Genomic DNA, 26,522 nt, shown 5'->3' with positions numbered 1-26,522 from the left:
CGTTTTCACTCGACACGATTTACCCATGGCAACCTACCGCGAACTGCTCGCCCAGAAGCGCGAGCTCGACGAGCGCATCGAAGCGGCGCGCGCCGAAGCGGCGAACCAGGCCCTCGCCAGCGTGCGCGCGACGATCGCCGAATACGGCTTCACCCCTGACGAGGTGTTCGGCAAGCCGCGCCGCGAAAAAGCGGACAAGGCGGACAAGGCCGCGCGCAAGCCCGCAGACAACGAGGGCAAGGCCGGCAAAGGACGCAAAGGTAACAGCAAGCGCGAGCGCGCCAACCTGGACCTGTTCGGCGACACGGCCGAGAACGCCTGAGCCGTACGCGCGCCTTTATCGCGCCTTTAATCGGCAAACAGGGCCGCGAGGGCCCTGGCGGTGTTACTGCGCGCCGAGTTTCTTGATCAGCACGTCGAGCTGCGCCACTTCCTCTTCCGTGAGGTCGGTGAGCGGCGCGCGCACCGGGCCCGCGTCGTGGCCCACGAGCTTCGCGCCCGCCTTCACGATGCTCACGGCGTAGCCCGCGCGGCGATTGCGGATCGCGAGGTACGGCAGGAAGAACTCGTCGATGAGCTTGCCGACCGTCGCGTGGTCGTCGGCGGCAATCGCACGGTAGAACGCCATGGCCGTCTTCGGGATGAAGTTGAACACCGCCGACGAATACACGGGCACGCCTAGCGCCTTGTAAGCCGCCGCGTAGACTTCGGCCGTGGGCAGGCCGCCCAGGTACGAGAAGCGGTCGCCCAGACGGCGGCGAATCGTCACCATCGCCTCGATCTCGCCCACGCCGTCCTTGAAGCCGATCAGGTTCTCGCAGCGGTCCGCGAGCTGTTCGAGCATGTCGGCGTTGAGCTTGGAGTTGGCGCGGTTATAAACGATCACGCCCATTTTCGGCACGGCCTTGCAAACCTGCTCCACGTGCGCGGCAATGCCTTCCTGCGACGCTTCCGTGAGGTAGTGCGGCATCAGCAGAATGCCCTGCGCGCCATTGCGCTCGGCTTCCTGCGCGTATTCGATGGCCACGCGCGTCGCGCCGCCCGCGCCCGCGAGAATCGGCACCTTGCCCTTGCAGGTTTCAGTGGCCGTCTTGATGACCTGCGAGTATTCGCTTTTCGTGAGCGAGAAGAATTCGCCCGTGCCGCCCGCCGCGAACAGCGCGCTCGCGCCATACGGGGCCAGCCATTCCAGGCGCTCGGCATAGGTGTTCGCGCGGAAGTTGCCTTGCGCGTCGAAGTCGGTCACGGGAAACGAAAGCAGGCCTTCGGAGACGATTTGCTTGAGTTCTTGCGGCGTGGTCATGGTGTGGATCCTGTCGCTGAGTCGGTAGTAAGTGTTCGGTTGAAGATGGCGTTCAGCGCACGAGGCACGGACGCTTGTTGTCGAATTTCCAGTTGGGAATCAGGTATTGCATGGCGATGGCGTCGTCGCGCGCGCCGAGGCCGTGTTGCTGGTAGAGCGCGTGCGCCCTCTCCAGCTCGTCCATGTCGATCTCGATGCCGAGGCCCGGCTTTTGCGGCACCTGCACCTTGCCGCCCACGATTTGCAGCGGCTCGCGCGTGAGGCGCTGGCCGTCCTGCCAGATCCAGTGCGTGTCGATGGCCGTGATCTTGCCAGGCGCCGCCGCGGCGGCATGCGTGAACATCGCAAGCGAGATATCGAAGTGGTTGTTCGAATGCGAGCCCCACGTGAGGCCCCAGTCGTTGCACATCTGCGCCACGCGCACCGAGCCCTGCATGGTCCAGAAGTGCGGGTCGGCGAGCGGAATGTCCACGGATTGGAGCTGGATGGCGTGACCCATCTGCCGCCAGTCGGTCGCGATCATGTTGGTGGCCGTGGGCAGGCCCGTGGCGCGACGGAATTCGGCCATCACCTCGCGGCCCGAATAGCCGTTCTCCGCCCCGCACGGGTCTTCCGCGTAGGCGAGCACGTCGTGTTTGTCGCGGCACAGGCGCACGGCTTCGGCCAGCGACCACGCGCCGTTCGGGTCGAGCGTCACGCGCGCTTCGGGAAAGCGCTCGGCCAGCGCCGTGACCGCTTCCATTTCCGCGTCGCCCGCCAGCACGCCGCCCTTGAGCTTGAAATCGTTGAAGCCGTAGCGCGCTTTGGCGGCTTCGGCCAGACGCACGACCGCTTCCGGCGTCATCGCCTCTTCGGTGCGCAGGCGCTCCCAGTCGTCGCGGCTGTCGGCCCCGCTCGCGTACGCGAGGTCGGTCTTGTTGCGATCGCCGATGTAGAACAGATATCCGAGCATCTCCACTTCGCTGCGCTGCTGGCCTTCGCCCAGCAGCGCGGCAACGGGCACGTTCAGATGCTGGCCGAGCAGGTCGAGCAGCGCGGCTTCGAGGGCCGTGACCGCGTGGATCGTGGTGCGCAGGTCGAACGTTTGCAGGCCGCGGCCGCCCGAATCGCGGTCGGCGAACTGTTTGCGCACGGTGTTGAGCACGGCCTGCATGTTGCCGATGGACTGACCGACCACGAACGCGCGCGCATCGTCCAGCGTCTTGCGGATCGCCTCGCCGCCCGGCACTTCGCCGATGCCGGTGTTGCCCGCGCTGTCGCGCAGCAGCACGACGTTGCGGGTGAAGAACGGGCCGTGCGCGCCGGAGAGGTTCAGCAGCATGCTGTCGCGGCCCGCCACGGGCACGACGCGCAGCTCGGTCACGACGGGCGTGGCGTTCGGTTGGACGGTTTGTGTGGACATGAACGGATTACCTGTAAAAATGCGGCGCGCGGCGCCCTCAAAATCAAACGTTTCAATTGTCTAAATTCGCGCCGTTAAAGCGCGTTAGAAGACGCTAAAGCCGTTACGAACTCGCGGCGACGATTTCCACCCAGTTCGCGCCATTGCCGCCCTCGCAACGCGAGACGGGCGTGAGCGCGCCGCTGGCCGTATCGATGGCATAAACCGAGACGTGCTGCGACTTCTCTCCGCACGCCACCAGAAAGCGCCCGGTGGGATCGATGCGAAAGCCGCGCGGCTGCGTTTCGGTCGCGCTCGCGCCCACGTATTCGAGCGCGCCGTCCTGCGCCACGCGCAGCGTGAGGATCTGGCTCGTGGTGCGCTCCGACACGTAGACGAAGCGGCCATTGGGCGAAACGTGGATATCGGCGGCCCAAACGAGCTTCGCCAGTTCGGCCGGATCGGGCTGTACGGGGTCCGTGGGGCTGGGGCGCGCGAAGCCGTCATTCAGATGCGCGAGCGCGGCGGCGCGCGGCGAAACGTGCCGCGCCGTGAGCTTGCCCGTGGCGGCGTCGCGCGCGAACGCGGCCACCGTGGCGCGGAATTCGCTCAGCACGTACAGCACGTCGCCGTCCGGCGAGAAGCGCAGATGCCGCGGGCCGAAGCCCGCGCCAAGATCGACCGTGCCGATCTCGACGAGCCGTCCGGCCTCCTCCAGCGCGAAGCAGAACACGCGATCGCTGCCCAGCGACGACGCGTAGGCGAAACGCCCATCGGCGGAAACGATCACGGCGTGCGCATGCTCGATACCCTCGATCACCTGGAGCGGTTCGCCCTTGCCGCTTTCCACGTCGGTCACGCGGTACAGGCAAAGGCGGTGCTCGCCATACGATGCGCCCAGCAGGAAGCGCCCGAGCGGCTCCGCGCACAGATAGGCGAAGCTCGAATCGATCGGTGTTTGCACACGCGGCGCGAGGCCGCCGGATTGCGCGTCGATGGCGTAGTCGTTGATGCGCTTGTCCGCGCCGCGCGTGGCCGCGTACAGGCGCTTGCGCTCGGGCGTGAGCGCCATCGGCATCACGTTGTCCTGCGCGCGCACGCGGGCATGCGGCGCGAGCGTGCCGCGCCTGGCGTCGAGATGCAGCACGCTGATGTCGCCATCTTTCGAGTTCGCGACGTAGACGAAAAAGCGGTCGGGGTTGGGCGGATTCATGTCGAAGGTTCTCCGTGAAGGCGGCCGGGCTCAATGCGCGCCGCTATGCACCGAATCTTGCGCGAAGGCGCGGCGCGACGGCTTGTTGCGTGCCAGGAACGCAGCGGCGGCGGCGATCAGCGAGGTCACGCCGAGTCCGTAGAGGCCGCCCGTGATCGAGCCCGTGTGCTGTTGCAGGTAGCCAAACGTGGCCGGCGCGAAGAAGCCGCCCAGGTTGCCGAGCGAATTGATCAGCGCGATCACGGCGGCGGCCACGCGGGTGTCGAGATAGCCTTGCGGCATCGGCCAGAACAGCGACGAAGCCGCCTTGAAGCCGATGGCCGAGAAACAGATCGCCACGAACGAGAACACCGGGTTGGCCGAAGTCGAAGCGAACAGGCCGCATGCTGCGATCACGAGTGCGAGGGCGAGCCACGCCTGCTGAAAGCGGTACCTGGCCGAGAGCAGCGCGAAGCAGTACATCGCGACGATGGCGATCATCCAGGGAATGGCGTTGTAGAGGCCCACCTGGAAGTCGGTGAGGTCGCCCATCTTGCGGATGATGGTGGGCAGCCAGAACGTGGCCGCGTAAATGGTGAGCTGGATGGCGAAATACAGGAAACAGAACAGCACGATCTGCGGGTCTTTCAAAAGACGCAGCACCGGCACGTGCGCGCCCGTGGCGGCTTCGCGTTCGGCCTGCTCGCGCGCCAGATACGTTTCGAGCGCGCCCTGCTCGTCGCTCGTGAGCCAGTGGGCGTCGCGAATGCGCGACTTCAGGAGCAGCCAGCTCACGCCGCACAGCAGAATCGAAAAGCCGCCTTCGATCAGGAACATCCATTGCCAGCCCGCGAGGCCTAAGCCGCGCACCGAAAGCAGCGCGCCCGTGATGGGGCCGGAGAGCACGGAGGCGAACGCCGAGCCCGCGAGGAATACCGCCGCCGCCTTGCCGCGCTCCTTTTGCGGCAGCCACTGCGCGAAGTAATAGATCACGCCGGGAAAGAAGCCCGCTTCGGCAATGCCCAGCAGAAAGCGCAGCACGTAGAACGAGGTGTCGTTATGCACGAACGCCATCGCCGCGGCCACCACGCCCCACGTGCCCATGATGCGCGTGAGCCAGGCGCGCGCGCCGAACTTCTGCATGAGCATGTTCGACGGCACTTCGAAGAGTGCGTAGCCGATGAAGAACAGACCCGCGCCGAACCCATACGCCGCCGCCGAAAGGCCGATGTCGGCCTTCATGTGCGCACCGGCGAATCCGACGTTCACGCGGTCGATGTAGTTCGCGATGAACATGATGAGAAAGAGCGGCAGCACGTGCCGCATGACCTTGGCGCTGGCCGACTCCAGCAGGTCTTCATAGGCGTTGGCAGGGGCGGACATCCGGGGTGTCTCCTTCAGGCGCACCGGTGGTGCACGGATGAGATGCTTCGTGGTACGTTGTCTGATGACATTGTATTCGCGCAGGCCGGACCGGCCAATGTGGTGTTTACCCCTGCGCCCCGCTACTGCCTTGGCATTGGGCGTGTGCCGTATGTTCACATATCGCGGACGAGTTCGGGAAGGCTTCCCCGGTTCAATTATGTTGTACGATGACTTAGCGCATACCCGCACCGACCCCACAAGACCGGCGAGCCTGTGCGCACCTGATCCCGCAGCACAAAAACAAACAGCGGCCACGCGGGCCGCTGTTTGTTTTTGCATGCAGGTCATCAATCCGTATTGAACTGCGCCGTTTTGAACTACGCCTTCTCCCCCGCCTCCACCGCCGCACGGCGCAAGCGCTCTCGGCTGCTCGACAGATGCATGCGCATGGCCGCGCGCGCGCCTTCGGGATCGTGCCGGGCGATGGCGTCGAAAATGCTTTCGTGTTCGCGGTTCACGAGTTCGGCGTAGGCCTGGGGATCGCGATGCGCGATGCCCGCCGAATCGACGCGACGGCGCGGGATCAATGCCGCGCCCATCTGTGTGAGGATGTCGACGAAATAGCGGTTGCCGGTGGCGCGCGCCACCGAGACGTGAAACTCCAGGTCCGCGCCCGAGCTGTCGCCGCCCGTGCGGATGACGACATCGAGCGCGTCGAGCGCCGCGCGCATGCCAGCCAGATCGCGCTCGCTCGCACGCTGGGCGGCGAGACCCGCGGCCTCCGTTTCGAGGCTGATGCGCAACTCCAGCACGCACAGCACGTCGCCCAGCGTGCTGGCCGGCACGACGTCGAGATCGAGCGGCTCGCGGCGCGGCTCCAGCACGAAGCTGCCGATGCCGTGACGCGTTTCGATCACCCCCATGGCCTGCAAGCGCGAGATGGCCTCGCGCACCACCGTGCGGCTCACGCCCAGTTGCGTCATGAGACTGCTTTCAGTGGACAGCTTGTCGCCGGGCTTGAGCGTGCGCGAAGCGATCTGCTCATTGATGTAGTGGACGACCTGCTCGGCGAGATTGCGGCTACGCGCGGCAATGGGCGTGGCAAGCGACTCCGCCATGTGGTTCTCCTTGGCTCGATAGGTACGTTTATCGTTCCATTATACGTTGTCGGACAACCACACAACAGGGCCGAAACGGTCGTGGCAGCGGGCGTAATGGCGCGATGCGCGGGACGGAGGACATCGGATGACCAGCCGTTCGCGCCGGCGCACACGCTATTTCTCCATTCGAAACGGCTCTCATTTTATTTCGCATTCCGATCTAATTTGCCTCGCGCGCAAAACCCGATGTCGTTGTGTTAGCAAACATTTATCGCGCGGCTGTCGGTCGCAGATTTTTTTGCACAGCCTCGTGGCACGAATTTGGTTTTTTCTCCCATAATCTGTTCCGGAAGGTGCGCCCCGGCCGTCATTGAAAACGAGAATCCCCACGGACGGCGCTTCCACTGATATCGAATCGCAACGCGTTTGTGCCGTCACAATCCGCCACGAGGGAATCATTGAGAAACCGCATCGTCTTCCTCATCCTTGCGCTCGCGTTGCCGCTGGCACCGCTCTACGCGGCGCCGCCCGCCGAGCCCGCGCCTGACACGATGCAGGCCCGCGTGATGGGTTGCGCGGCCTGTCACGGCGCGCACGGCGAAGGCACCGACAACGACTACTTCCCGCGTCTTGCGGGCAAGCCGGCGGGCTATCTGTACAACCAGCTCATCGCGTTTCGCGACGGCGGGCGCAGCTATCCGCCGATGAACTATCTGCTCGCGTATCTGCCCGACGCGTACCTCAAGCAGATTGCGGAATTCTTCGCGCACGAGCGTCCGCCCTATCCGCCGCCCGTCACGCCCACCGTGGACGCCGCCACGCTCGCGCTCGGCAAGTCGCTCGTCATGAACGGCGACGCTGCCCGCAAGGTGCCCGCGTGCGCGAGCTGCCACGGCGCGGCGCTCACGGGCATGCAGCCGGCCATTCCGGGGCTCGTGGGCCTGCATGCGAACTACATCAGCGCGCAGCTCGGGGCGTTCCGCTACGGCACGCGCCGCGCCGCCGCGCCGGACTGCATGCACGACATCGCCACGCATCTCGCCGATCGCGACATCACCGCGATCGCGGCCTGGCTCTCGTCGCAACCCGCGCCCGCCGACACGACGCCAGCCGCGCCCTCGCCGCTGCCGCTCGCGTGCGGCAGCGTCCATAACTAGCCGGGGCCCCGACGTGCGCAGAATCCGATCCTTTCTCCGTTCATCGCTCAAGCCATCGTTCAAGCCTTGCCGCGCGGTGCTCGCCGCAGCCACGCTCTGCGTCGCCGCCAGCGCGCTCGCGCAGACGGGCGCGCCCAGCGCCAACTCCGCCGACGCGGCGCGCGCGGCCGCGGCGGCGGCCACGGCCAACGCCAAGCCGGTGGCGAGCAACGCCGAACTGATTGCGCGCGGCGAGTACCTCGCGCGCGCGGGCGACTGCATTGCGTGCCACACGGTGCCCTCCGAGCAGATGTTCGGCGGCGGCCGTCCGATGGAAACGCCGTTCGGCACGCTCTATACGCCCAACATTTCGTCGGACAAGATGTACGGCATCGGCTCGTGGACCGCCGACGAGTTCTACCGCATGCTGCACGAAGGCAAGTCGCGCGACGGCACGCTGCTCTACCCGGCGATGCCGTTCGCGTCGTACACCAAGGTCACACGCGCCGACTCCGACGCCATCTTCGCGTACCTCCTCTCCACGCAGGCCGTGCACAAGGAGAACCGCCCGCACGATCTGCGCTTCCCGTATAACCAGCGCGCGCTGCTGCTCGGCTGGCGCACGCTGTTCTTTCGCCAGGGCGAGTTCAAGCCCGACCCGAAGCAGTCCGCCGAATGGAATCGCGGCGCGTATCTCGTGGAAGGTCTCGGCCACTGCACCATGTGCCACACGGCCATCAACGCGCTGGGCGGCAACTCGGCCTCGAAGGAATTCCAGGGCGGCCTGATTCCCGTGCAGAACTGGTACGCGCCCTCGCTCACCTCGAACAAGGAAGCGGGCCTTGGCGACTGGAGCATCGAGGACATCGTCGACCTGCTGCACGCGGGCGTGTCCAAGCGCGGCGCCGTGTACGGGCCGATGGCCGAAGTGGTCTACGACAGCTTCCAGTACCTCACCGAAGACGACGTGCGCGCCGTGGCCGTCTACCTGAAGTCGCTGCCCGGCCACAACAGCGAAGTCGACAAGTCGCCCAAGAGCACTTTCGTGACGGAAGAAGCCGCCCGTCTCGTGCCGCTCGGCAAGAAGATTTACGACTCGCAATGCGCGGTGTGCCATGCGGCCGAAGGCCAGGGCAAGCCCCCGCACTTCCCGCCGCTCGCCGACAACCAGTCGATCCAGATGAACTCGGCCGTGAACCCCATCCGCATGGTGCTTAACGGCGGCTACGCGCCCGGCACGCGCAAGAATCCGATGCCCTATGGCATGCCGCCGTTCGCGCAGTCGCTCTCCGACGAGGAAGTGGCGGCCGTGGTCACCTATATCCGCACGGCGTGGGGCAACCACGGCACGCCGGTTTCCGAACATGAAGTGAACGCGCTGCGCTCCGCACCGCTTTTCTGAGGCTGCGATGATCGAGACTCCCGTACCCGAACAACCGGGCGAGCGCCCGCAGCACGAACAGGTCGACGAGATCGTGGCCAACGGCCCAGGCGGTGCGCTCGCGGTCGCGGGCATCGCCACCGCCATCGTGACCGCACTGTGGTTCGCGTTCTACTTCATCGTGTTCCTGCCGCGCGGCGTCATCCAATAAACCAGACAGAGAAGAAAAGGCCGGCCTCATGTCGAACCCCATCGATAACCATGCCAGTGCCGAAGTCGCGGCGCGCGTCGAGCGCCGCTGGGCGATGCTCATGGTGGCGCTCGTCGCCGTGCTCGTGGCCATGGTGGTTTTCACGGGCCTGCACTGGGCCATGATGCCGCCCTCGCGCGTGGAACTGGTCGACCCGGAAACGCTGCACGTGTCCGGCGAGTTCGTCGAATCGAATCTCGGCAGCGCGGTGGAGAGCGACGGCTCCGTCACGGTGCGCATCCTCGCACAGCAGTATTCATTCACGCCGCAATGCATCGTCGTGCCGGCGAATACGCCCATTACGTTCCGCGCCACGAGCGCCGATGTCGTGCACGGCTTTCTCGTGACCGGCACCAACCTGAACTCGATGGTCGAGCCCGGCTATATCTCGACGTTCCGCACGACCTTCGACAAGCCCGCTGACCACCTGATGCCTTGCCACGAATATTGCGGCACGGGGCACCAGGGCATGTGGGCGCACGTGAAGGTCATCGACAAGGATGCCTTCATGCAGATGGCGAATCAGGCAGGCAATTCCGCGCGGAGACTCAGCTGTGTTAAATAACAAGCGACTCGTACTCGCCCACTTCTGGCTCGCGTTCATCGTGTTCGGCGTGGCGCTGCTGCTAGGCGCATGGCAGATGCTGGTGCGCAGCCCGCTGCACCCCTGGCTCAAGGACCCCGAGCTTTATTACCGTTCGGTCACGGAGCACGGCACCGTGATGGGCTACGTGTTCCCCACGCTCATCGCCATGGGCTTTGGCTACGCGGTGAGCGAGCTGGCGCTCAAGAAGCCGCTCGTGGGCGTGCGCTGGGCCTGGCTCGGCTTCATCCTGCTCGCGCTCGGCGCGGTCACGGCCTCGGTGCCCGTGGCGCTCGGCCTCGCCTCGGTGCTCTACACCTTCTACCCGCCGATGATCGGCAACGTGTTCTATTACCTCGGCGTCGTGCTCGTGGTGGTGGGCTCGTGGATCTGGGTCGCGCTGATGGGCGTGAACACCGCGAAATGGAAACGCGAAAATCCCGGCAAACCCTTGCCGCTCGCCATGTTCGCGACCACGGCCGGCGCCTACCTGTGGGGCTGGACCGCCGTGGGCGCGGCCATCGAGGTGCTGTTCCAGATCCTGCCGGTCGCGTTCGGCTGGCGCAATACCATCGACGCCGGCCTCGCGCGCGTGTTCTTCTCGTGGACGCTGCACGCCATCGTCTACTTCTGGCTCATGCCCGCCTATATCGCCTACTACACGATCATTCCGCGCGCGATCGGCGGCCGGCTCTACAGCGACTCGATGGCGCGCATCTCGTTCATCCTGTTCCTCGTGGTGGCCATGCCGATCGGCCTGCACCACCTCTTCACCGACCCGCAGGTGGGCTCGGGCTTCAAGTTCGTGCAGTCGGTGTTCACGGCGCTCGTTTCGGTGCCCACGCTCCTCACCGTGTTCACGATCTGCGCCTCGGTGGAAATCGCCGGGCGGCTGCGCGGCGGCAAAGGGGCGTTTGGCTGGATCGCGAAGCTGCCGTGGCACAACCCGCAAATGCTGGCCGTGGCGTTCTCGTTCGTCATGCTGGGCTTCGGCGGCGCGGGCGGGCTCATCAACATGAGCTACCAGCTCGACCAGCCCGTGCATAACACGCAGTGGATCACGGGGCACTTCCACCTGATCTATGGCGGCGCGATCGTCATCATGTACTTCGCCATCGCCTACGACCTGTGGCCGCAGATCACGGGCCGCGCGCTCACGAACTGGAAGCTCATGCGCTGGCAGCTGTGGCTGTGGTTCATCGGCATGATCGTGACGACCTTCCCGTGGCACCTCGTCGGCCTCATGGGCATGCCGCGGCGCATGGCCTATTACGACTACAGCGACCCGGCGCTGGCGGGCCAGGGCGCGCTCGTCGTGCTCTCCGCGATAGGCGGGCTGATCCTCGTGATCTCGGCCATCCTGTTCTTCGTGGTGCTGCTGCAAGGCCATCGCAACGAAGTGGTCACGCCCGAGGAATATCGCTTCAGCAAGCCGGTGCACGAGTCGGCCACGCTGCCCGTGGCGCTCAACAGCTTCGCGCTGTGGGTCGTGCTGATGGTCGCGCTGACCATCACCAACTACGGCTACCCCATTGCGCAACTGCTCGCGACACCGCAGACCGCGGTGCCCGCGATCCCGATTGGAGCGCAGCGATGAGCGACGAACGCCTGTTCTCGTTACGCAATGTGTGGTTTCGCGCGGGCGTGGGCGCGACGATCGTGGTGTTCGTCGCCGCCGTGCTGATCGGCTTCGTCTGGCTGCCTTCCGCGAAATCCGACCCGCAGTTCCAGGGCATCTGGAATGCGATCTGTAGCGCGGCCGGCGTGCCGCGCCAGTGGCACCCGGTGGAGTCGGCGGTCGCGCCCGACTACAAGGTGAGCACGGTCGAACTCACGCCGCACATGCTCGACGGCGCGACGAGCCTGTCGATCGGCCGCGGCGCGACGCTTGCCCTGCGCTGCACGATGTGCCACGGACCGCGCGGCATCAGCATGGCCAATTCGCCGAATCTGGCGGGCCAGTTCGCCATCGTGGTCTTCAAGGAATTGCACGACTTTCAAACGGGCGCGCGCCAGAACGCGGTGATGTCGCCCATGGCGCGCGACCTCTCCGACGAGGACATGCGCGACCTCGCGGCCTACTACGCCTCGTTGCAGCCGATCGCGCACCTGCATGGCGGCGCGCCCGGCATCGTCGCGCACGGCGCGCCGCTGCGCAACATCCCCGCTTGCGCGTCCTGCCACGGCGGCGTGGACAGCAAGATCGGCAGCCCGTGGCTCGACGGCCTGCCGGCCGCGTACACGAAGGCGCAGTTGCTCGCCTTTGCGAACGGCACGCGCCACAACGATATTTCCGAGCAGATGCGCAACATCGCGCGCAACATGACGCCCGAGGAAATCGACGCGGCCGCCGCGTGGTACGCGGGCGAAACGCCCGCACAGCAACCCTGAAATACCGCGTGCGGGGCACGCCGCTTGCGTGCCCCGCACGCTCCCCTTTCGTCATTTCGACGTTTCCATATCGCGGAGAAACATCATGCAAAAGACGGCATCGGCCAAGTGGCATGGCGGGATCAAGGACGGCCAGGGCACCATCTCGACGCAAACCGGCGTGCTCAAGGAAGCGCCCTACGGCTTCGCCTCGCGCTTCGAGGGCGGCCCCGGCACCAATCCCGAGGAACTGATCGGCGCGGCGCACGCGGGCTGCTTCACGATGGCGTTCTCGCTCTTTCTCACCCAGGCGGGCTTCACGGCCGAGAGCATCGAGACGAAATCGACCGTGACGCTCGACAAGGTGGGCGAAGGCTTCGCCATCACGAGCTGCCAGCTCGACATGACCGCGAAGATTCCCGGCATCGACCAGGCGAAGTTCGACGAGCTTTCGAAGGGCGCCAAGGAGAACTGTCCGGTGTCGAAACTCTTCGCCAACAACGCGAAGATCACGCTCAACGCGAAGCTCGTTTGAGGGACTGTCATGGCCATCCCCCACGCCGCGCCGGGTGAGGTCTTCGACGCCCGGCCGCTAGGCGGCGCGCTCAAGAACGCGCAATCCACCACGCTGATCCGCGCGCAGGAACTGGAGGTGATCCGGCTCGTGCTGCCTGCGGGCAAGCGGCTGCCCGAGCACAGCGTGGCGGGCGAGATCACCGTGCAATGCGTCGAGGGCGTGATCCGCTTTTTCGTGAACGGCGACCCGCGCACCATGCACGCCGGCGACATGCTGTTGCTCGCCGCCGGTGAAACGCATGCGCTGGAGGCGCTCGACGACGCCTCCGTGATCGTCACGATTCATCTTGCCCAGGGCGGCAAGTAAGACCGGGGGCCGCGCGGCCCGCGCAAGCCATCGCCGAACGTCGGCGCGGCGGCCCGGCGGCCTTACTGCGGCTGTGACGGCAACGGCTCGTCGTTGAGCGTCTTGAGGAAGGCGATGATGTCCTCGATGTCGCCTTGCGTCATCGCGGGCTTGTCGCCGAACTTGCGGTCGAACGGCGCATCGGTCACATCCACGTTCTTCTGGAGCTGCGGCGGGATATCGTCGTACTTGTCGATCTTGCCGTCGGGGCCGCGCGGATAGAACTTGCCGGGGTCCGTGTTGCGATCGTTGTAGAACGCCATCACCTGGTCGAGCGTGTGATAGATGCCGTTGTGGAAGAACACCGTGCGCGTGGACGTGTTGCGCAGCGTCGGCGTGAGGAACATGCCGCAGTACTGCGTCTGGTCCTTGAAGTCCGAACGGAACGGGCCGCACACGCCCAGATCGAAGAAGTGCGGGTCCTGGTTCTGCGCGAGCTTGTGGTTGCGCGGCACGCCGAGCGCTTCGTACTGGTAGTCGGTGAACATGGGCGGCAGGCCGTCCTTGCCGGGCTTCGAGAGGTGGCAGCCCGCGCAGTTCGCCTTGTCCGGATCGTTGAACAGGCGCAGGCCGCGTAGCTCGGCTTGCGTGAGACGCGCATGGCCTTCAAGCCAGCGGTCGTACTTGCTGTTATACGGATGGAACGACGGATCTTCCACCTGGTAACGCGAGATCGCGAACATCGCCTCCGCCACGGCCATCTTCGGGTTGCTGAAAATTCGGGCTCCGAACAATGCCGTGAACTGCTTCGCGTACGAGGCCTTTTCGAGCTTGCCCGCCACCTGCTCGATGCTCGTGTTCGCCATTTCAACCGGGTTGAGCAGCGGGCCATAGGCCTGCTGTTGAAGCGTGTCGGCGCGGCCGTCCCAGAACAGACCGCCCTGCGGCACCATCTCCACCGAGGTGGACGGGCCGCCCGCCGTCTTCTGCGACTTCACCACGCTCGCGGCGGCCGTGGCCTGCTGCGCGACGGTAGGCGCGTCGTCGTTTTCGCCCGCGTCCGGCCCGATGCTGAAGTTCGGCTGGCGGTACAGGTACATGAGCGAAGGCGGCGGACGGTAGCCCTGCTGGTTCATCGCGAGACCGCCCTGCTGCACGTCGAGCCCGTTGGGCGGGCCATAGGCGTGCGCGGGGCTGTGACAGGATGCACAGGACTGCTGACCGGAGCCCGAGAGCGCCGGATCGAAAAACAGTTGCTTGCCGAGCTGCGCCATCGCCGAAAGCGGCGCGCTCTGGGGGCGTTGCAGCACGACGGGATGCGGGTTCGCGCCGGTCAGGTTCTCGACGACCTCGCCCACGGCGGCCGGCACATCGGCCGGAAACGCTGCGGCATAGGCGCAAAAGCCGAGCGCGGCGACCACGGCAACGGCGGCGGCTCGCAGCAGGAGGCGCGCGGGCCTGGCCGCCTTGCGCGGCGTGGGGGAAGACGGGGTAGGTTTGGGCGAAGCGGAAAGCTCGGACATGATGCGATCTTTCTTCTGCGAAGTTCCACGAAAGGAAAAAGCCGAACGCCGCGAGCGAGCCCCAGGGGCGCGCCACGCGGCGTGAGCCACAAGACGTCACACGAGACGTCACGGCGGCGCGAGGCCCGCCGCCCTGCACGCGCGAAACCTGCGCGTGTGGGCGATCGAGCCTCGCGCCGGCCGTCGATCAGATCATCAGATCGACGGTGCCGAGCTGAGCTGCGTGCCCTGCGTGCCGTCGAGGTACAGCACCGGCAGGCCGCCCTTGCCGCTGAAGTCGAACATGCTGCGCATGTCGCCCGCCACGGAGTCGAACGAGCCGCCGCCCAGACGCGCGCCGCCAAGCCAGTTGTCCTCGATGAAGCGGACGACCGAAGCCTGATCGATGAACGTGTGGTCGACGTAGTTGGCCTTCGCCCACGGCGAGATCACGAGGAACGGAATGCGCGTGCCCGGACCGCAACGGCCGTTGGCCGGCGAGCCTGCCACACCCGTTTGCTGCGTGCCCGTGCCGCACACGGCGTTGCCGTTGAGCTGGTCAGCCGCGGCGTACGACGAGTGCACCGGCGCCATGTACTGGTGGTCGTACCAGCCGTCCGAATCGTCATACGTCACGATCACGGCCGTGTTCTGCCAGTCGGGTTGCTGCATCAGGAAGTTCACGACCTTCGTCACGAACTGCTGCTCGTCGAGCGGGTCCGAATAGCCTGCGTGCGCGTCCTGTGCAGCCGGAGCCTTCAGGAAGCTCACCGACGGGAAGTTGCCTGCCTTGACCGACGCGAAGAAGTCGTCCGTGTCGTACTGGTGGTTCGCCGGGTCGGCCGTCTTGCCGTCCGATTCGAACGTGTAGCCGATGGCGGCCGTCGCGCTCGGGCGCAGATGCTGCGGGTTCGACGTCGACTTGAAGTACTGGAACCAGTTGTGGTGCGGGATGTAGTCGGCCGTTGCAGCGTTCACCGCCGTCGCGATCGAGCTGCGCTTGCAGCCCGTCGTGCCGTTCGAGTTCGTCGTCTGCAAGTTGAAGCCGCCCATGAAGCCGCCCCACGTGATCTTCTGGCCGTTGAGCAGGTCGCCGATGTTCAGCGCGTTGATCATGCCCGAATCGGTCGTGCTCGAGCACACGTCATAGCCCGGGTCGACGTCGTTGATCATCGTGAGACCGCCCGCGCCGTCCTGGATGTAGTACGACGACGTCGTCGCCGTGGCCGGCTGCTTCGAGGTGTTCACGAGTTCGAGGCCGTTGGTCTGGCCCGAGACGACTTCCAGCGCGCCGGGCGTGGACGGGCCGTACGTCGTGGTCCACGCGTTGTCGCTCATCGCGAACTTCTGCGCGTAGTTCCACAGCGCCGTGACGGTGTTGCCGTCGTAGTAGCCCATCACCTGGCCCTTCGTGCCGAATGCGCCCGCGCCGCCGCTCGTGCCGTTACCCGTGTACTTCGGGAACAGGTCGAGTGCGCCGTTGTTGCCCGCTTGCTGCTCGGCCGTATACGCGTGGTTCTGGTCGGCCGTGGCGGCCTGCGTGCGGTCGAGGCGGAACGGATTGGCCGCGCCCGTGCCGTTGCCCGTGGTGTTCAGGAAGTTCGGGTTGGCCGTGAGCAGCGTGCCCGTGAGGCCGTTGACCGTCGGCGTGCCCGAAGCGCCCGCGAAGGCCGGCTCGCCGCTCGGGTTGGTGGCGTTCGGGTAGGTGGCGAAGTAGTGGTCGAACGAAACGTTCTCACCGTAGATCACGACGACGTGCTTGATCGGCGTGGCCGTCGTGAGCGCGTCCTGCGCCGACACTACGGGAGTCGTCGTGCTCGACGACGACGTATTCGAATTGCTGCTGCCGCATGCAAACAAGGCGGCGGCAAGGCCTGCACAAGGCAGGGCGAGTAGTGCTCGGCGATACAACATGTAGTTGGGCTCCATCGATTGTTTGAGTTGCTTTTGGGTCCTGGGACGCGACGCGCACATGTGCGCCCTGCCGTCACGTTCCAGGTGAGGCTCGTCTAGCGAACGAGCCCCAATGCGCCTTACATCAGAGCGAGCGCATTACAACATCGCAAGATGACTACACGGCGAACGTTTAATTTCCGAATCCTTTCGACTTGTTTCACGACCGAAAGAATCGTGCAGATATCGGCCGTGCGGCGCGGCCCGAAACAACGGTTACCAGGCACCCGTGTATGGCCCGATTGCACTCCCGGCGGCGCGAGCTATAACTGAAAGTGCAGTGCGGATGTTCTCTGCGCGCCCGCTCGCCCCTTCTCCTTGCGTCGCGCCGCCCTGTGCCGCCCCCGAATGCGTGGGCGCGCTTCCCACGTGGAGCAGTGAGCTAACACGTTCGGCAGCCGTGCGCTGCGCGCCGGTATTCCGACTTTCCAGATGAGTGTGCGAGCGAGGCCCTGCGCCCGGCTCGCGTGCGTTCGCGCCGCGAGCGCCGCGGGGCCAAGGCGCACACTCGAGAAAGGAGGTTCAAATGAACATGCGCTTGGCGTTGATCGCCGCATGCGTGACGGCCGTGGCGGCCGCCGCGCCGGGCACGGCGCGCGCGAAGGACGAGCCTGTCTCGCAGGATCGCGCGCATCAAACGATGACTGAAGACGCCGATGCTTCGGCCCAGGCCAGCACCGACATGTCGTATGGCGGCACGCCGGATACGCGTGGCGCCTCGGGCCATCGCACGGGCAAGATGTGCTGGCCGCGTCCCGAGTGCGACGTTTTCTTCGGCCATTGAGCCGCGCTTCGAATCAGGCCTGGAACCGCGCAGCGCGCCGCGCCAGCGAAGCGCGGCCGACGCGCGCGAGGCAATGAACGAGCGATGAACGCAGGCGGCGCACGCCGCCACCCTCGCCTCGCCAACCCCGCTGCCGCGTTATGTGCGCCGGGCGAAGCCCACCGCGCGCCACACGTAAAGCGCGCCCGCCAGCATCAGGCAGCTCGTGCCGAGAAACACGGCGCGCATGCCCAGATGGCCGCCCACGAAGCCGCCGATCAGCGGCCCGAGCACCTGCCCCGCGAACTGCGCCGAAACCGAATAGCCGAGCACGGTGCCCGCCGATTGGTCGGGCGCGCTGTGGCGAATGACGGTTGCGATACACGGCAAGAGCGCCGCGAGCGACACGCCCATGAGAAAGCGCAGCGCAACGAGTTGCCAGCCCGCCGTGACGAACGCCTGCGGCACGAGCAGCAGCGCCGAGGCCGCCAGCGCGCCCACGATCACCTTCGCGTGGCCCACGCGGTCCGCGACGCGCCCGAGCCGCGAGGCCGAGACGATGCTGCCGAGCGCCGCCGCCGACATCGCGAGGCCCGCGACGAAAGTCACGCGCGCGGGATTGGGCACGAGCGTCGCCACATACACGGTGATGATGGGCTCGATCGACATGTTGGCGAGCATCAGCAGCATGCCGGTCACGAGCATGGCGATGATCGGCCGCTTGTCGGGCAGCGCGGACCAGCCGCCGCCCGCAGCGTGCTTCGCGGCGCGCGCGGGGCGCGGCGCTTCCTTCACGAGCACGCAGGTCGCGACGAAGGCCGCGAAGATCGCCGCGCCCGCCACCCAGAACGTACCGCGCAGGCCGATGAGCGGCGGCAGCGAGCCGCCCAGCAGCGGCCCGATGAGATTGCCCGCCATGATGCCCGAGGAGAGGACGCCGAGCGCCCAGGCCGAGCGGTGACGCGGCGTTTGCGTGGCGACGAGAATGGTCGAGCCCGACGAATAGCCGCCTGCGAAACCCGCGACGAGACGCAGCGCGACGAGCTCCCAGATGTTGCGCGACATGCCGATGAGCGACATCGTGACCGCCATGCCGAGGCTCGCGCGCACGAGCATGGGCTTGCGGCCGTAGCGATCGCCCAGGCGCCCCCACAGCGGCGCGACGAGCGCGGCGGTGAAGAAGGTCGCGCTATACGCGATGCCCGACCACTGCACGATCGCCGCGTGCCCGTGCACGCCCAGTTCCTCGACGTAGAGCGGCAGGAACGGCAGCATCAGCGTCATCGCCACGAGCGTCGTGAACGAACCGACCACGCAGACCGCGAGATTGCGGCGCCAGTACTGCGCGGCGGGGGATTCAGACGTAACGGAGGCGGAAGTCGAGGCAGGCGCCCCGGTGCGATCGCGTGACGGATCGGCGGGGGATTCGGGCGGGGCAGTCATCGGCGGATGGTGGGCTTGCGGCGGGAGGCGCGCTTTGCGCGGGAGCCGGGCAAAGTCACAAGCCGCTTACGTTAAGCGAAGCGCGCCGCGCCTGTCAATTTTTTAAGCGGGTGCCGAAGAGAGCCACCCACCCACTGCCGGGGCCCGCCTCGGGACCGCTACTGCACGGCGGTCTGGAGCAGCGCCACCACGCGTTGCAGCGGCACGAGCACCTCGGCGTCGATGCCGTACAGCGGCCCCAGCGTTTGCGAGACATCGCGGTAATCGAGCCGCGTGTGCCCCTGGTCGTCCTCCCACACCACCATGCGCAGCGGCAGTTCCACCGCGGCATGCGGGTTCGCCGCCATCACCGGGGTGCCCGCCTTCGGGTTGCCGAACAGGATGAGCCGCGTGCGGCGCAGGTCGAGCCCGGCGGTTTGCGCCGCCTCTCGCTGGTCCACGTCGGCGAATACGGCCGCGCCCGCCGTCGCCAGCGCGGTCTTCAGGCGCGCGATCGTCGTGTCGAAATCGTGTGCGCTCTTGAGCGCCAGCACGGATGAGGGATGCTGCCCGTACTCGGCCATGACCAACCTCCTTCAACGGCGACAGCGCCCGCGCGAGATGCGCGACGCATGCATGCGCACTTTATCCTGGAATGCATCCACGATGAGCCAGGGTTGAGCACGAGGCGGCTTCGGGGGTTGGCCTGCATCGCCCTACTTCGCCGCAGTCACCTTCTCCACGCTTTGCGGCAGCGACGCATGACGCGCCCACGCGTGCCACCACGTCCACGCCGCCACGGCCGAGAGCGCGGCGGCGACCAGCAGGTTCGCGCGCATGCCCGCGCCGATCGAAAGGCTTGCGCCGAGCCACGCGCCCGCCACCGCCACGCCGAGCGCCGCGCCCGTCTGCCGGGCCGCGTTGAGCACGCCCGCCGCCACGCCGGAGCGCGCCTGATCGACCGTCGCCATGAGCGCGGCCGTGGCAGCGGGCGTGATGAGGCTCGCGGCGAGTCCAATGGCCGGCAACGGCATGGCCAGCACCGCGTAACGCGCGCCCGGCACGCACACCGTCGCGCCCAGGTAGCCCGCCGCCGCAAGCAGGCACGCGAGCGCGACGAGCGCGCGCGGCCCGAGCCATGCCACGGCGCGCTGCGAAAGCAGGCTGCCGGCCGGCACCACCACGGTGAGCGGCAGAAACGCGAGGCCTGCGCGCAATGGCGCATAGCCGCGCGTTTGCTGGAAATACAGGCTGAGGTCGAACAACAAGCCGTAGAACGTGAACGCCGAAATCATCGAAACCAGCACGGCGGCGCCGAACACGGGCTGGCGAAAGAAGCCGAGCGGCAGCATGGGCTACGCGCGGTGTTTTTGCAGCGCGACGAACGCGAGCGCGGCGGCCACCGCCACGACGAGCCCGGCCACGACGAACGGCGAGAGCCAGCCGCGCGAAGGCGCCTCGATGATGGCGGCATTGAGCAGCGCAAGCGCGGCGATGGCCGCCGCCTGGCCCGCGAGATCGAGCCGGCGCGACGCGTGTGCGCCCGTCGGCGGCGCCACGCGTGCGGCCATGACAATGCCCGCCAGGCACACGGGCACGTTGAGCAAAAAGAGGCTGCGCCAGCCGGCGAGGCCGATGATCACCCCGCCCAGCAACGGCCCGGCCGCCATCGCCACGCCGCCGAGCCCGGCCCACACGCCGAACGCGGCGGCGCGCTCGCGCGCGCTGGCGCACGCGCCGTGGATGAGCGCCATGGAAGCGGGCACGAGCAGTGCGGCGCCGATGCCTTGCAGCACGCGCCCGGCCGTGAGCAGCGCGAGGCTCGGCGCCGCGCCGCACCATGCGGACGCCACGGTGAAGGTCGCGAGCCCGGCCATGTACACGTTGCGCGCGCCGAGCCGGTCGCCGAGCGTGCCGCCCGTGAGCAGCAGGCTCGCGAACGTGAGGGTGTAGGCGTTCACCACCCATTGGAGACCGGCCACGCCGCCCGCGAGGCTCGCGCCGATGCGTTCGAGCGCGACGTTGACGATCGAGGTGTCGAGGATCACCACGACATAGCTGATGCTGGTTGCCAGGAGCACCCGGCGTTGCTGTTCGCGACTGTGTGTCTGCATGGGCTCTCCGCTGTGCCGGAGCGAAAAGACCGGCAACGAGCCCAGTATCCGGCGCACGACAGACGCGATGCTTCGACGCGTGTCGAAGCATGCGACCCGCCTCGCGCGTTACGCTAGCGGCACATACCGGAGAAGCCCATGAATGGCATGAACGAGCAGCCGCGGGTGTCCGCCACCGCCTTCCTGATCGCCGACACCGCCCGCGCCGCCATGCTGATGGCGCTCGCGGACGGCCGCGCGCTGCCCGCGGGCGAATTGGCCTACGCCGCCGGCGTGACCGCGCAAACCGCGAGCAGCCATCTGGCGAAGCTGCTGGACGGCGGCTTGCTCGCGGTCGAAAAGGAAGGCCGGCACCGCTATTACCGGCTCGCGGACGCACAAGTGGCCGCCCTGCTCGAAAGCCTGGCCACGGTCGGCGCGCGCGCGCCGGTGCGGCGCAAGCCATTGGGCCGCGAGGCGCAGCAGCTACGCTTTGCGCGCTGCTGTTACGACCATCTGGCGGGCAAGGTCGGCGTGGCGATCACGGGCTGCCTCACCCACGTGGGCTTGATCACGGCCGAAGCCGACAAGCGCTTTGCGGTGACGCCCGCTGGCATCGAATGGTTCCGCGAACTCGGGCTCGACGTCGCCGCATTGAAGCCCGGCCGCCACGGCATTGCCCGCCAGTGCCTCGACTGGACCGAGCGTGAGCATCATCTGGCCGGGCCGCTTGGCGTGGCTTTTCTCGAACTGCTGTGCGAGCGCGGCTGGATGCGCCGCGCGCCCGCATCGCGCGCGGTGCAGGTCACGCCGCGCGGGTGGCTCGACCTGCGCGAGCGCTTGGGGCTCACGCCCGAATCGCTCGCGCCCGGCGCCACGGCCGGGACATCGGTCAATGCTTCGAATGACTAATCAACCGCGCTTCATCACGCCGCGAGAAAGCGCTGCGCAAGCCGCACCCAGCACGCCGCGCCGAGCGGCAGCACCTGGTCGTTGAAGTCATAGCCGGGGTTGTGCACCATGCAGCCGCCGAACTCGCCTTCGCCGTTGCCGAGCAGCAGGTAGCAGCCCGGCACCGCGTTGAGCATCCACGCGAAGTCCTCGCTGCCGTTCAGGCCCTTGGGCGCCTGCACGACCACGTTCTGCTCGCCCACCAGCTCCGTGCATACCGCTTGCGCGAGTGCGGTTTCCTCGGGCGCATTGACCATGGGCGGCGTCAGTTGCCGATAGTCGATATGTGCCTCCACGCCGTGCGCCTGCGCCGTGAGCGTGACGATCTCGCGCACGCGCGCCTCCACGAGCGCACGCGTCTCGGCGCGCGCCGCGCGAATATTCAGGCCGAGCGTGACCGACTCGGGAATCACGTTGTGGGTCGCGCCGCCGCGAATGTAGCCCACCGACACCACGGCCGGTTCATCGGGCGCCACGTTGCGCGCCACGATGGTTTGCAGCGCCGTGACGAGCGCCGCCGAGGCCACGATGGGGTCCTTCACGCGATGCGGCATTGCGCCGTGGCCGCCCACGCCCTTGAGCGTGACGTCGGCCACGTCCGAGGACAGGCTCACCGACCCCGTCAACACGCGGAACGTGCCCGCCGGCACGCCCGGCATGTTGTGCAGCGCGTAGACCGCGTCGCAGGGAAAGCGCTCGAAGAGACCGTCTTCGATCATCGCCTTCGCACCGCACAGGTTCTCCTCGTCGGGCTGGAAAATCAGGTTGAGCGTGCCGTTGAAGTCGCGCCGCTCGGCCAGCGTTTTCGCGGCGGCAAGCAGGATCGCCGTATGGCCGTCGTGGCCGCATGCGTGCATCTTGCCGGGCGACTGGCTGGCGTAAGGCAGCCCCGTATTCTCGACGATCGGCAAGGCGTCCATGTCGGCGCGTATGCCGAGCCGGCGCTTGCCGTCGCCCACTTTCAACTGCCCCACCACCCCGCTCTTGCCTATGCCCGTATGCACCTCGTAGCCCCATTTTTCCAGCAGCATGGCGACGAGCTTCGCGGTTGCGCCCACCTCGAAGCCTAGTTCGGGCTGAGAATGAATCTGCCGGCGAATGCCGATGAAGGTCTCGGCGTCGATCTCGATCTCCGGCAGCAAGGTGGGCAGCAACTGGAACGGAGTGAGCGTGGATTCGCGTTTCATGAGGATTCCGTAGTTCGAGTGAAGGATCGAAAGGCGTGCGCTCTCAGCTCACGCGCCGTTCGCGAATCGCGCTCACGGCGCACAGCGTGACAACGCCGCACGCAACGAGGTAGAGCGCGGGAGCAAGCGGATTGCCCGTTTTCGCGATGAGCCAGGTGACGATGAACTGCGAGCTGCCGCCGAACACCGTCACGCCCACGCTGTAGATGACCGACAGGCCGCTGGCGCGCACGCTGGCGGGCAGCAATTCCATGAGCATCAGCAGCATGGGTGTCGAGCCGAGATTGGCCGCCGCGGTCAGCATGACCGAGAGCGCGAGCACGAGCGGCACGCTCGGCATGTGCGTCATGAGCCAGAATGCGGGCACGACGGCCACCACGTTGAAAAGCAACGCGCCGATCACGAGCGGCTTGCGGCGCGCGAGACGGTCGGCCAGACGCCCGGACACGAGCGAGGCGACCAGCATCGTGAGACCCGTGGCGCAGCCCGAGAGCAGCGAGAGCGAAGGCGGCATCTTGAGCACGCGGATCATGTAGGTCGGCATGAAGAACACCACGAGATACATGCCCACCGTGCCCGCCGTGACCGAGAGAATGCCAAGGCCCACTTTCGCGCCGTGCTCGCGCATGAGCGTGCCGAGCGGGCTCGGCGCATCGGGTTCGGCTTCGTGCGTTTCGTCGAGCTTCGAGCGGATATAGAGGCCCACCGGCGCGATCAGAAGACCGCCGAGAAACGGCAGGCGCCAGCCCCAGCTTTCGAGCGCCTGCGGCGACAGCGTGGCGTACAGCACCGCGCCCGTGAGCGCGCCGATGAGCGCCGAGATGCCCTGGCTGCCCAGTTGCCAGCTCACGCGAAAGCCGCGCTGCCCCACTTCGCCCGCCTCCATCAGCATGGCCGTGGACGCGCCGATCTCGCCGCCCAGCGAAAAGCCCTGCAAAAGACGCCCGGACAGAATCACGAGCGAGCCCATCACGCCGGCCTGCGCGTAGGTGGGCGCGAACGCGATGCACAGCGTGCCCGCCACCATCAACGCAATGGTCAGCGTCATCGCGGCCTTGCGCCCGCGCCGGTCGGCATAGCTGCCGATCACGAGGCCGCCGAGCGGGCGCATGACGAAACCGATGCCGAAGGTCGCCACGGCGAGCAGCAGCGAGCCATAGGGGCTATCGGAGGGGAAAAAGAGCCGGCCGATCAGAAGCGCGAAGAAGCTGTAGACCGTGAAGTCATACATTTCGAGCGCATTGCCGATCGAACAGGCGGCGATCAGGCGGAACTGGCTCTGACGAGCGGCCGCGGGCGGCGCAATGAGCTTCGAGGCGTCGGCGCTGAGCGTTGCGTCATTCATGGCGGATCTCCGCGAGCGGTGAGGACAGCGGTGGAAAGATGAAAGGATGCGAATGCGACGTGGCCGGACGATATTCAGGCCGGTCTCACTTTTGAAAGAAGTCACAAATTTTCATCTCGATAACCAGATAGAATCACCGCCATAACCATCGGGCGCGGGCCATTGTCGTTTTCCATGAGCGCGGCGCGGGAGAATCCGGAATGAAACTGCACCAGTTGCGTGTCCTGCTCGCCCTTGCGCAGCACGGCAGCATGCATGAGGCGTCGCGCAGCCTGCATATATCGCAGCCGGCGCTGTCCAAGGCGATCGCGGAACTGGAGCGGGAACTGGGCGTGACGCTCATGTCGCGCTCGGTGCGCGGCGTGAGCCTCACGAACTACGGGCGGGCGCTGGTGAAGCGCGCAAGCGTGGTCGAGCAGGAGTTGCGCCATGCGCAGGAAGACATCGAAGCGATGCGGGGGCACGCCGAGGCGCAGTTGAATATCGGCTTTTCCGCGGTGGCGTCGAGCGGGCCGCTGCCCGCCTCCATCGCGGCGTTTCGCGCGCGCTTTCCGGGCGTGGCACTGCACGCGTACGAAATGCGGCCGCAGCAGATTCTCGAAGGGTTGCGTGAGGGCCGCCTGGACCTCGCGCTCATTTCGACCAACAGCGGCCCCGGCACGGGTGCGTTCCAGTGGGAGCCGCTTTTTTCCGTGGGCATGCTGCTCGCCGCACGGCCGGGGCATCCGCTCGCGCGCGCCACGCGCCTGCGCGATCTGCTCGACGCCGACTGGCTCACGCTCGACCCGCTCGACGACCCCGGCAGCCCGCTCGCGAGCCTCATGCGCCTGCACCGCCTGGACATGCCGAGGCGCGTCGTGCAGAGCGCATCGAATCTGCTCGGCCTGCAACTCGCCACCTGCACGGACCTCATCAGCATGTGGTCGGATTTCGTGTTCTACAGCACGGACGGCCCGCTCGTGCTCAATCGCGACGCGTTGCACACGCTGCCCATCCGCGACGAGCTACCCGACTTCCATGTGTTCATGGTGTACCGCTCGACCGACCTGATGACCCAGGCGTGCACCGAGTTCAGCAAGGAGATTCGCCATCGCAGCCGCACGATGGTCTCGCCGCGCGCGGCCGCAACCGGGCCGTCGCGCTCGCGCAGGACGGCGGGCGCGAAGTAACGTTTAAAGCGCTAACGTTGCAAAGCGTGCCAAGCGTGCTATTTGCCGGCGGCACCGCGCGCGCGAGCGAGCACGTCGAGGTTGCCCTCGCCGAAGCCGTGATGGCCGCTGCGCTGCACGATTTCGAAAAAGATCTCGCCGGGGTGGCGTTTCACGAAGGTCTGGAAAAAGAGGCGCGGCACGCCGTCCGCGCCAATTTCGCCGTCGATCAGGACCTGACGCGCGCGCAGCGCCCCGACGTCCACGCCGTGGCCGGGCAGGCGCGCATCCACGCTGTCGTAGTAAGCGGGCGGCGGCTCGACGAATTCCACGCCATTGGCCTTGAGCGCATCGACACTCGCCAGAATGTCGTTGGTCGCCAGCGCGATGTGCTGCACGCCCTCGCCGGGATGCTCGGGCAGATAGTCGTGCAGCAGTTGCGTGCGCCGCGTGCCTTCCTCGTACACGGGAATACGCAGTTCGCCATCGGGCGAGACCATCACGCGCGATTCCTCCGACACATGCCAGTTCGCATTGATTTCATGGATCTCGCGGAAATGCAGCAGGTTGCGATAGAAGTCGAGCCATTCCGCAATGCGGCCCGCCCCCACCGTTTGCGTGAGGTGATCGATGCGCGTGAGGCCGGTGCCGCCGTGATCGAGGTCGGTATGCGCGGTGGCGACGTCGATCGGCCGGAAGTCGATATCGAAGATCGAAATGTCGCCCACGCCGCCGCGCTGGCCGCCACGGCCGCGCCAGCGGTCGACGAAATAGAGGTGCGAGTCGCCAATGCCCTGAATGGCCGGAATGCTCAGCTCGGACGGGCCCACGCGCTCGCCTTCGAACGCCCACGCGCCTAGCGAGATGGCGTGCTCGAACGCGCGCTGCGCGTTTTCCACGCGCACGCCGATGGCGCAGATACCCATGCCGTACTCCTGCGCGTAGCGCGCGGCGAACGAGTCGGGCTCGGCATTCACGAGGAAGTTCATCTGGCCCTGGCGATAAAGCGTGACGGCCTTGCTCACATGGCGCGCGATCGCCTTGAAACCGAGTTGTTCGAAGCGGCGGCCCAGGTCGGCCGGATTGGGCGCGGCGAACTCGACGAACTCGAGTCCGGCCATGCCGAACGGATTGTCCGCCTGCGGCGGAAGGCTGGAGGGGCTGGACATGCAATGGGCTCCTGACGCAAGCGCGGAAACAGACACGAAGCAAGCTTCGCCGCGGTTCGCGCGAAG

The 26,522-nt window shown here is 66.8% G+C and carries 26 protein-coding genes; 12 read left to right on the top strand and 14 right to left on the bottom strand.

The features are described 5' to 3' along the window. The first annotated feature begins 25 nt into the window (after positions 1–25). Positions 26–322, top strand: coding sequence for an H-NS family nucleoid-associated regulatory protein (locus C7401_RS33340; protein ID WP_112175981.1), 297 nt, complete (start codon positions 26–28; stop codon positions 320–322). A 63-nt stretch (positions 323–385) separates the two neighbouring features. Here C7401_RS33340 and kdgD read toward each other — a convergent pair whose 3' ends face one another. The 5 genes from kdgD to C7401_RS33315 all read right to left on the bottom strand — a co-directional run bounded on the left by kdgD (position 386) and on the right by C7401_RS33315 (position 6,359). Further along, a complete protein-coding gene (gene kdgD, locus C7401_RS33335; RefSeq protein ID WP_112175979.1) occupies positions 386–1,303 on the bottom strand; it encodes a 5-dehydro-4-deoxyglucarate dehydratase in 918 nt (305 codons plus the stop codon). A 52-nt stretch (positions 1,304–1,355) separates the two neighbouring features. Continuing rightward, complete coding sequence (gene gudD, locus C7401_RS33330; RefSeq protein WP_112175977.1) at positions 1,356–2,705, bottom strand: glucarate dehydratase; 1,350 nt, start codon at positions 2,703–2,705, stop codon at positions 1,356–1,358. A gap of 103 nt (positions 2,706–2,808) precedes the next feature. Beyond that, positions 2,809–3,897: a lactonase family protein gene (locus C7401_RS33325; protein WP_112175975.1), complete on the bottom strand. Its 1,089-nt coding sequence runs from the start codon at positions 3,895–3,897 to the stop codon at positions 2,809–2,811. A 30-nt stretch (positions 3,898–3,927) separates the two neighbouring features. After that, a complete protein-coding gene (locus C7401_RS33320) occupies positions 3,928–5,259 on the bottom strand; it encodes an MFS transporter (protein WP_112175973.1) in 1,332 nt (443 codons plus the stop codon). Between the two features lie 359 nt (positions 5,260–5,618). After that, positions 5,619–6,359 carry a FadR/GntR family transcriptional regulator gene (locus tag C7401_RS33315; RefSeq protein ID WP_112175972.1) on the bottom strand — a complete coding sequence of 247 codons (741 nt, stop codon included), beginning with the start codon at positions 6,357–6,359 and terminating at the stop codon, positions 5,619–5,621. Between the two features lie 410 nt (positions 6,360–6,769). Between C7401_RS33315 and C7401_RS33310 the strand changes: the two genes are divergently transcribed. The 8 genes from C7401_RS33310 (at position 6,770) to C7401_RS33275 (ending at position 12,944) form a co-directional block, all read left to right on the top strand. After that, positions 6,770–7,498 (top strand): c-type cytochrome, encoded by a 729-nt coding sequence (locus C7401_RS33310; RefSeq protein ID WP_373864474.1) that lies wholly within the window; start codon positions 6,770–6,772, stop codon positions 7,496–7,498. A 22-nt stretch (positions 7,499–7,520) separates the two neighbouring features. After that, the gene (locus C7401_RS33305; protein WP_444980878.1) at positions 7,521–8,879 is read left to right on the top strand and encodes a c-type cytochrome; all 1,359 of its coding nucleotides are present in this window, start codon (positions 7,521–7,523) and stop codon (positions 8,877–8,879) included. Between the two features lie 7 nt (positions 8,880–8,886). Next, positions 8,887–9,069: a hypothetical protein gene (locus C7401_RS33300; protein ID WP_112175968.1), complete on the top strand. Its 183-nt coding sequence runs from the start codon at positions 8,887–8,889 to the stop codon at positions 9,067–9,069. Between the two features lie 28 nt (positions 9,070–9,097). Continuing rightward, on the top strand, positions 9,098–9,673 hold the full coding sequence (locus C7401_RS33295; RefSeq protein WP_112175966.1) for a cupredoxin domain-containing protein: 576 nt from the start codon (positions 9,098–9,100) through the stop codon (positions 9,671–9,673). Further along, the gene (locus tag C7401_RS33290; RefSeq protein ID WP_112175964.1) at positions 9,663–11,288 is read left to right on the top strand and encodes a b(o/a)3-type cytochrome-c oxidase subunit 1; all 1,626 of its coding nucleotides are present in this window, start codon (positions 9,663–9,665) and stop codon (positions 11,286–11,288) included. Before C7401_RS33295 ends, C7401_RS33290 begins: the two co-directional genes overlap by 11 nt. Continuing rightward, positions 11,285–12,082 carry a c-type cytochrome gene (locus tag C7401_RS33285; RefSeq protein WP_112175963.1) on the top strand — a complete coding sequence of 266 codons (798 nt, stop codon included), beginning with the start codon at positions 11,285–11,287 and terminating at the stop codon, positions 12,080–12,082. The genes C7401_RS33290 and C7401_RS33285 overlap by 4 nt, the downstream gene beginning before the upstream one ends. An 85-nt stretch (positions 12,083–12,167) precedes the next feature. Further along, entirely contained in the window at positions 12,168–12,596 is a 429-nt protein-coding gene (locus tag C7401_RS33280) for an OsmC family protein (protein ID WP_042260258.1), read from the top strand. A 9-nt stretch (positions 12,597–12,605) separates the two neighbouring features. After that, positions 12,606–12,944, top strand: coding sequence for a cupin domain-containing protein (locus tag C7401_RS33275; RefSeq protein WP_112175961.1), 339 nt, complete (start codon positions 12,606–12,608; stop codon positions 12,942–12,944). Between the two features lie 62 nt (positions 12,945–13,006). On the opposite strand, the gene C7401_RS33270 is transcribed toward C7401_RS33275, so the two are convergent. Together C7401_RS33270 and C7401_RS33265 are read right to left on the bottom strand one after the other, a co-directional pair. Then, positions 13,007–14,446, bottom strand: a complete 1,440-nt coding sequence (locus C7401_RS33270) for a cytochrome-c peroxidase (RefSeq protein ID WP_112175959.1) — start codon at positions 14,444–14,446, stop codon at positions 13,007–13,009. A gap of 195 nt (positions 14,447–14,641) precedes the next feature. Next, entirely contained in the window at positions 14,642–16,336 is a 1,695-nt protein-coding gene (locus tag C7401_RS33265; protein ID WP_112176025.1) for a phospholipase C, read from the bottom strand. A 568-nt stretch (positions 16,337–16,904) separates the two neighbouring features. On the opposite strand from C7401_RS33265, the gene C7401_RS33260 reads away from it, so the two are divergent. Continuing rightward, entirely contained in the window at positions 16,905–17,162 is a 258-nt protein-coding gene (locus C7401_RS33260) for a hypothetical protein (protein ID WP_112175957.1), read from the top strand. A gap of 138 nt (positions 17,163–17,300) precedes the next feature. Here the strand turns inward: C7401_RS33260 and C7401_RS33255 are convergent, their stop codons facing one another. From C7401_RS33255 to C7401_RS45160, 4 genes are all read right to left on the bottom strand, one after another. Next, positions 17,301–18,584: a multidrug efflux MFS transporter gene (locus C7401_RS33255; RefSeq protein WP_112175956.1), complete on the bottom strand. Its 1,284-nt coding sequence runs from the start codon at positions 18,582–18,584 to the stop codon at positions 17,301–17,303. A 158-nt stretch (positions 18,585–18,742) separates the two neighbouring features. Further along, positions 18,743–19,147 carry a DUF302 domain-containing protein gene (locus tag C7401_RS33250; RefSeq protein ID WP_112175954.1) on the bottom strand — a complete coding sequence of 135 codons (405 nt, stop codon included), beginning with the start codon at positions 19,145–19,147 and terminating at the stop codon, positions 18,743–18,745. A 132-nt stretch (positions 19,148–19,279) separates the two neighbouring features. Continuing rightward, complete coding sequence (locus tag C7401_RS45165; protein WP_181565761.1) at positions 19,280–19,915, bottom strand: MFS transporter; 636 nt, start codon at positions 19,913–19,915, stop codon at positions 19,280–19,282. A 3-nt stretch (positions 19,916–19,918) separates the two neighbouring features. Further along, positions 19,919–20,677, bottom strand: coding sequence for an MFS transporter (locus C7401_RS45160; RefSeq protein ID WP_181565760.1), 759 nt, complete (start codon positions 20,675–20,677; stop codon positions 19,919–19,921). Between the two features lie 138 nt (positions 20,678–20,815). Between C7401_RS45160 and C7401_RS33240 the strand changes: the two genes are divergently transcribed. Next, on the top strand, positions 20,816–21,568 hold the full coding sequence (locus C7401_RS33240) for an ArsR/SmtB family transcription factor (protein ID WP_309252014.1): 753 nt from the start codon (positions 20,816–20,818) through the stop codon (positions 21,566–21,568). Positions 21,569–21,582: 14 nt separating this feature from the next. Here C7401_RS33240 and C7401_RS33235 read toward each other — a convergent pair whose 3' ends face one another. Beyond that, positions 21,583–22,794 (bottom strand): M20 aminoacylase family protein, encoded by a 1,212-nt coding sequence (locus C7401_RS33235; RefSeq protein WP_112175952.1) that lies wholly within the window; start codon positions 22,792–22,794, stop codon positions 21,583–21,585. A 43-nt stretch (positions 22,795–22,837) separates the two neighbouring features. After that, positions 22,838–24,139: an MFS transporter gene (locus C7401_RS33230; protein ID WP_112175950.1), complete on the bottom strand. Its 1,302-nt coding sequence runs from the start codon at positions 24,137–24,139 to the stop codon at positions 22,838–22,840. A gap of 200 nt (positions 24,140–24,339) precedes the next feature. Between C7401_RS33230 and C7401_RS33225 the strand changes: the two genes are divergently transcribed. Further along, positions 24,340–25,308 (top strand): LysR family transcriptional regulator, encoded by a 969-nt coding sequence (locus tag C7401_RS33225; RefSeq protein WP_112175948.1) that lies wholly within the window; start codon positions 24,340–24,342, stop codon positions 25,306–25,308. A 38-nt stretch (positions 25,309–25,346) separates the two neighbouring features. Here the strand turns inward: C7401_RS33225 and C7401_RS33220 are convergent, their stop codons facing one another. Continuing rightward, on the bottom strand, positions 25,347–26,456 hold the full coding sequence (locus tag C7401_RS33220) for a 4-hydroxyphenylpyruvate dioxygenase family protein (RefSeq protein WP_112175946.1): 1,110 nt from the start codon (positions 26,454–26,456) through the stop codon (positions 25,347–25,349). Positions 26,457–26,522: the final 66 nt, after the last annotated feature.

The organism is Paraburkholderia unamae (genome assembly GCF_003268775.1).
Classification (GTDB): domain Bacteria; phylum Pseudomonadota; class Gammaproteobacteria; order Burkholderiales; family Burkholderiaceae; genus Paraburkholderia; species Paraburkholderia unamae.
Note: the sequence above shows the minus strand (reverse complement) of the source record. Positions and strands in the feature narration are given on the sequence as shown.

Bases quoted from the DNA above. Each gene is read 5' to 3' on its own strand.
- C7401_RS33275 (WP_112175961.1), top strand. From the start codon at position 12,606: ATGGCCATCCCCCACGCCGCGCCGGGTGAGGTCTTCGACGCCCGGCCG.
- C7401_RS33240 (WP_309252014.1), top strand. From the start codon at position 20,816: ATGAATGGCATGAACGAGCAGCCGCGGGTGTCCGCCACCGCCTTCCTG.
- C7401_RS33270 (WP_112175959.1), bottom strand. From the start codon at position 14,446: ATGTCCGAGCTTTCCGCTTCGCCCAAACCTACCCCGTCTTCCCCCACG.
- C7401_RS45165 (WP_181565761.1), bottom strand. From the start codon at position 19,915: ATGCTGCCGCTCGGCTTCTTTCGCCAGCCCGTGTTCGGCGCCGCCGTG.
- C7401_RS33225 (WP_112175948.1), top strand. From the start codon at position 24,340: ATGAAACTGCACCAGTTGCGTGTCCTGCTCGCCCTTGCGCAGCACGGC.
- C7401_RS33260 (WP_112175957.1), top strand. From the start codon at position 16,905: ATGAACATGCGCTTGGCGTTGATCGCCGCATGCGTGACGGCCGTGGCG.
- C7401_RS33325 (WP_112175975.1), bottom strand. From the start codon at position 3,897: ATGAATCCGCCCAACCCCGACCGCTTTTTCGTCTACGTCGCGAACTCG.
- C7401_RS33315 (WP_112175972.1), bottom strand. From the start codon at position 6,359: ATGGCGGAGTCGCTTGCCACGCCCATTGCCGCGCGTAGCCGCAATCTC.
- C7401_RS33300 (WP_112175968.1), top strand. From the start codon at position 8,887: ATGATCGAGACTCCCGTACCCGAACAACCGGGCGAGCGCCCGCAGCAC.
- C7401_RS33250 (WP_112175954.1), bottom strand. From the start codon at position 19,147: ATGGCCGAGTACGGGCAGCATCCCTCATCCGTGCTGGCGCTCAAGAGC.
- C7401_RS33285 (WP_112175963.1), top strand. From the start codon at position 11,285: ATGAGCGACGAACGCCTGTTCTCGTTACGCAATGTGTGGTTTCGCGCG.
- C7401_RS33255 (WP_112175956.1), bottom strand. From the start codon at position 18,584: ATGACTGCCCCGCCCGAATCCCCCGCCGATCCGTCACGCGATCGCACC.
- C7401_RS33230 (WP_112175950.1), bottom strand. From the start codon at position 24,139: ATGAATGACGCAACGCTCAGCGCCGACGCCTCGAAGCTCATTGCGCCG.
- C7401_RS33280 (WP_042260258.1), top strand. From the start codon at position 12,168: ATGCAAAAGACGGCATCGGCCAAGTGGCATGGCGGGATCAAGGACGGC.
- C7401_RS33320 (WP_112175973.1), bottom strand. From the start codon at position 5,259: ATGTCCGCCCCTGCCAACGCCTATGAAGACCTGCTGGAGTCGGCCAGC.
- C7401_RS33340 (WP_112175981.1), top strand. From the start codon at position 26: ATGGCAACCTACCGCGAACTGCTCGCCCAGAAGCGCGAGCTCGACGAG.
- C7401_RS33295 (WP_112175966.1), top strand. From the start codon at position 9,098: ATGTCGAACCCCATCGATAACCATGCCAGTGCCGAAGTCGCGGCGCGC.
- C7401_RS33235 (WP_112175952.1), bottom strand. From the start codon at position 22,794: ATGAAACGCGAATCCACGCTCACTCCGTTCCAGTTGCTGCCCACCTTG.
- C7401_RS45160 (WP_181565760.1), bottom strand. From the start codon at position 20,677: ATGCAGACACACAGTCGCGAACAGCAACGCCGGGTGCTCCTGGCAACC.
- gudD (WP_112175977.1), bottom strand. From the start codon at position 2,705: ATGTCCACACAAACCGTCCAACCGAACGCCACGCCCGTCGTGACCGAG.
- kdgD (WP_112175979.1), bottom strand. From the start codon at position 1,303: ATGACCACGCCGCAAGAACTCAAGCAAATCGTCTCCGAAGGCCTGCTT.
- C7401_RS33220 (WP_112175946.1), bottom strand. From the start codon at position 26,456: ATGTCCAGCCCCTCCAGCCTTCCGCCGCAGGCGGACAATCCGTTCGGC.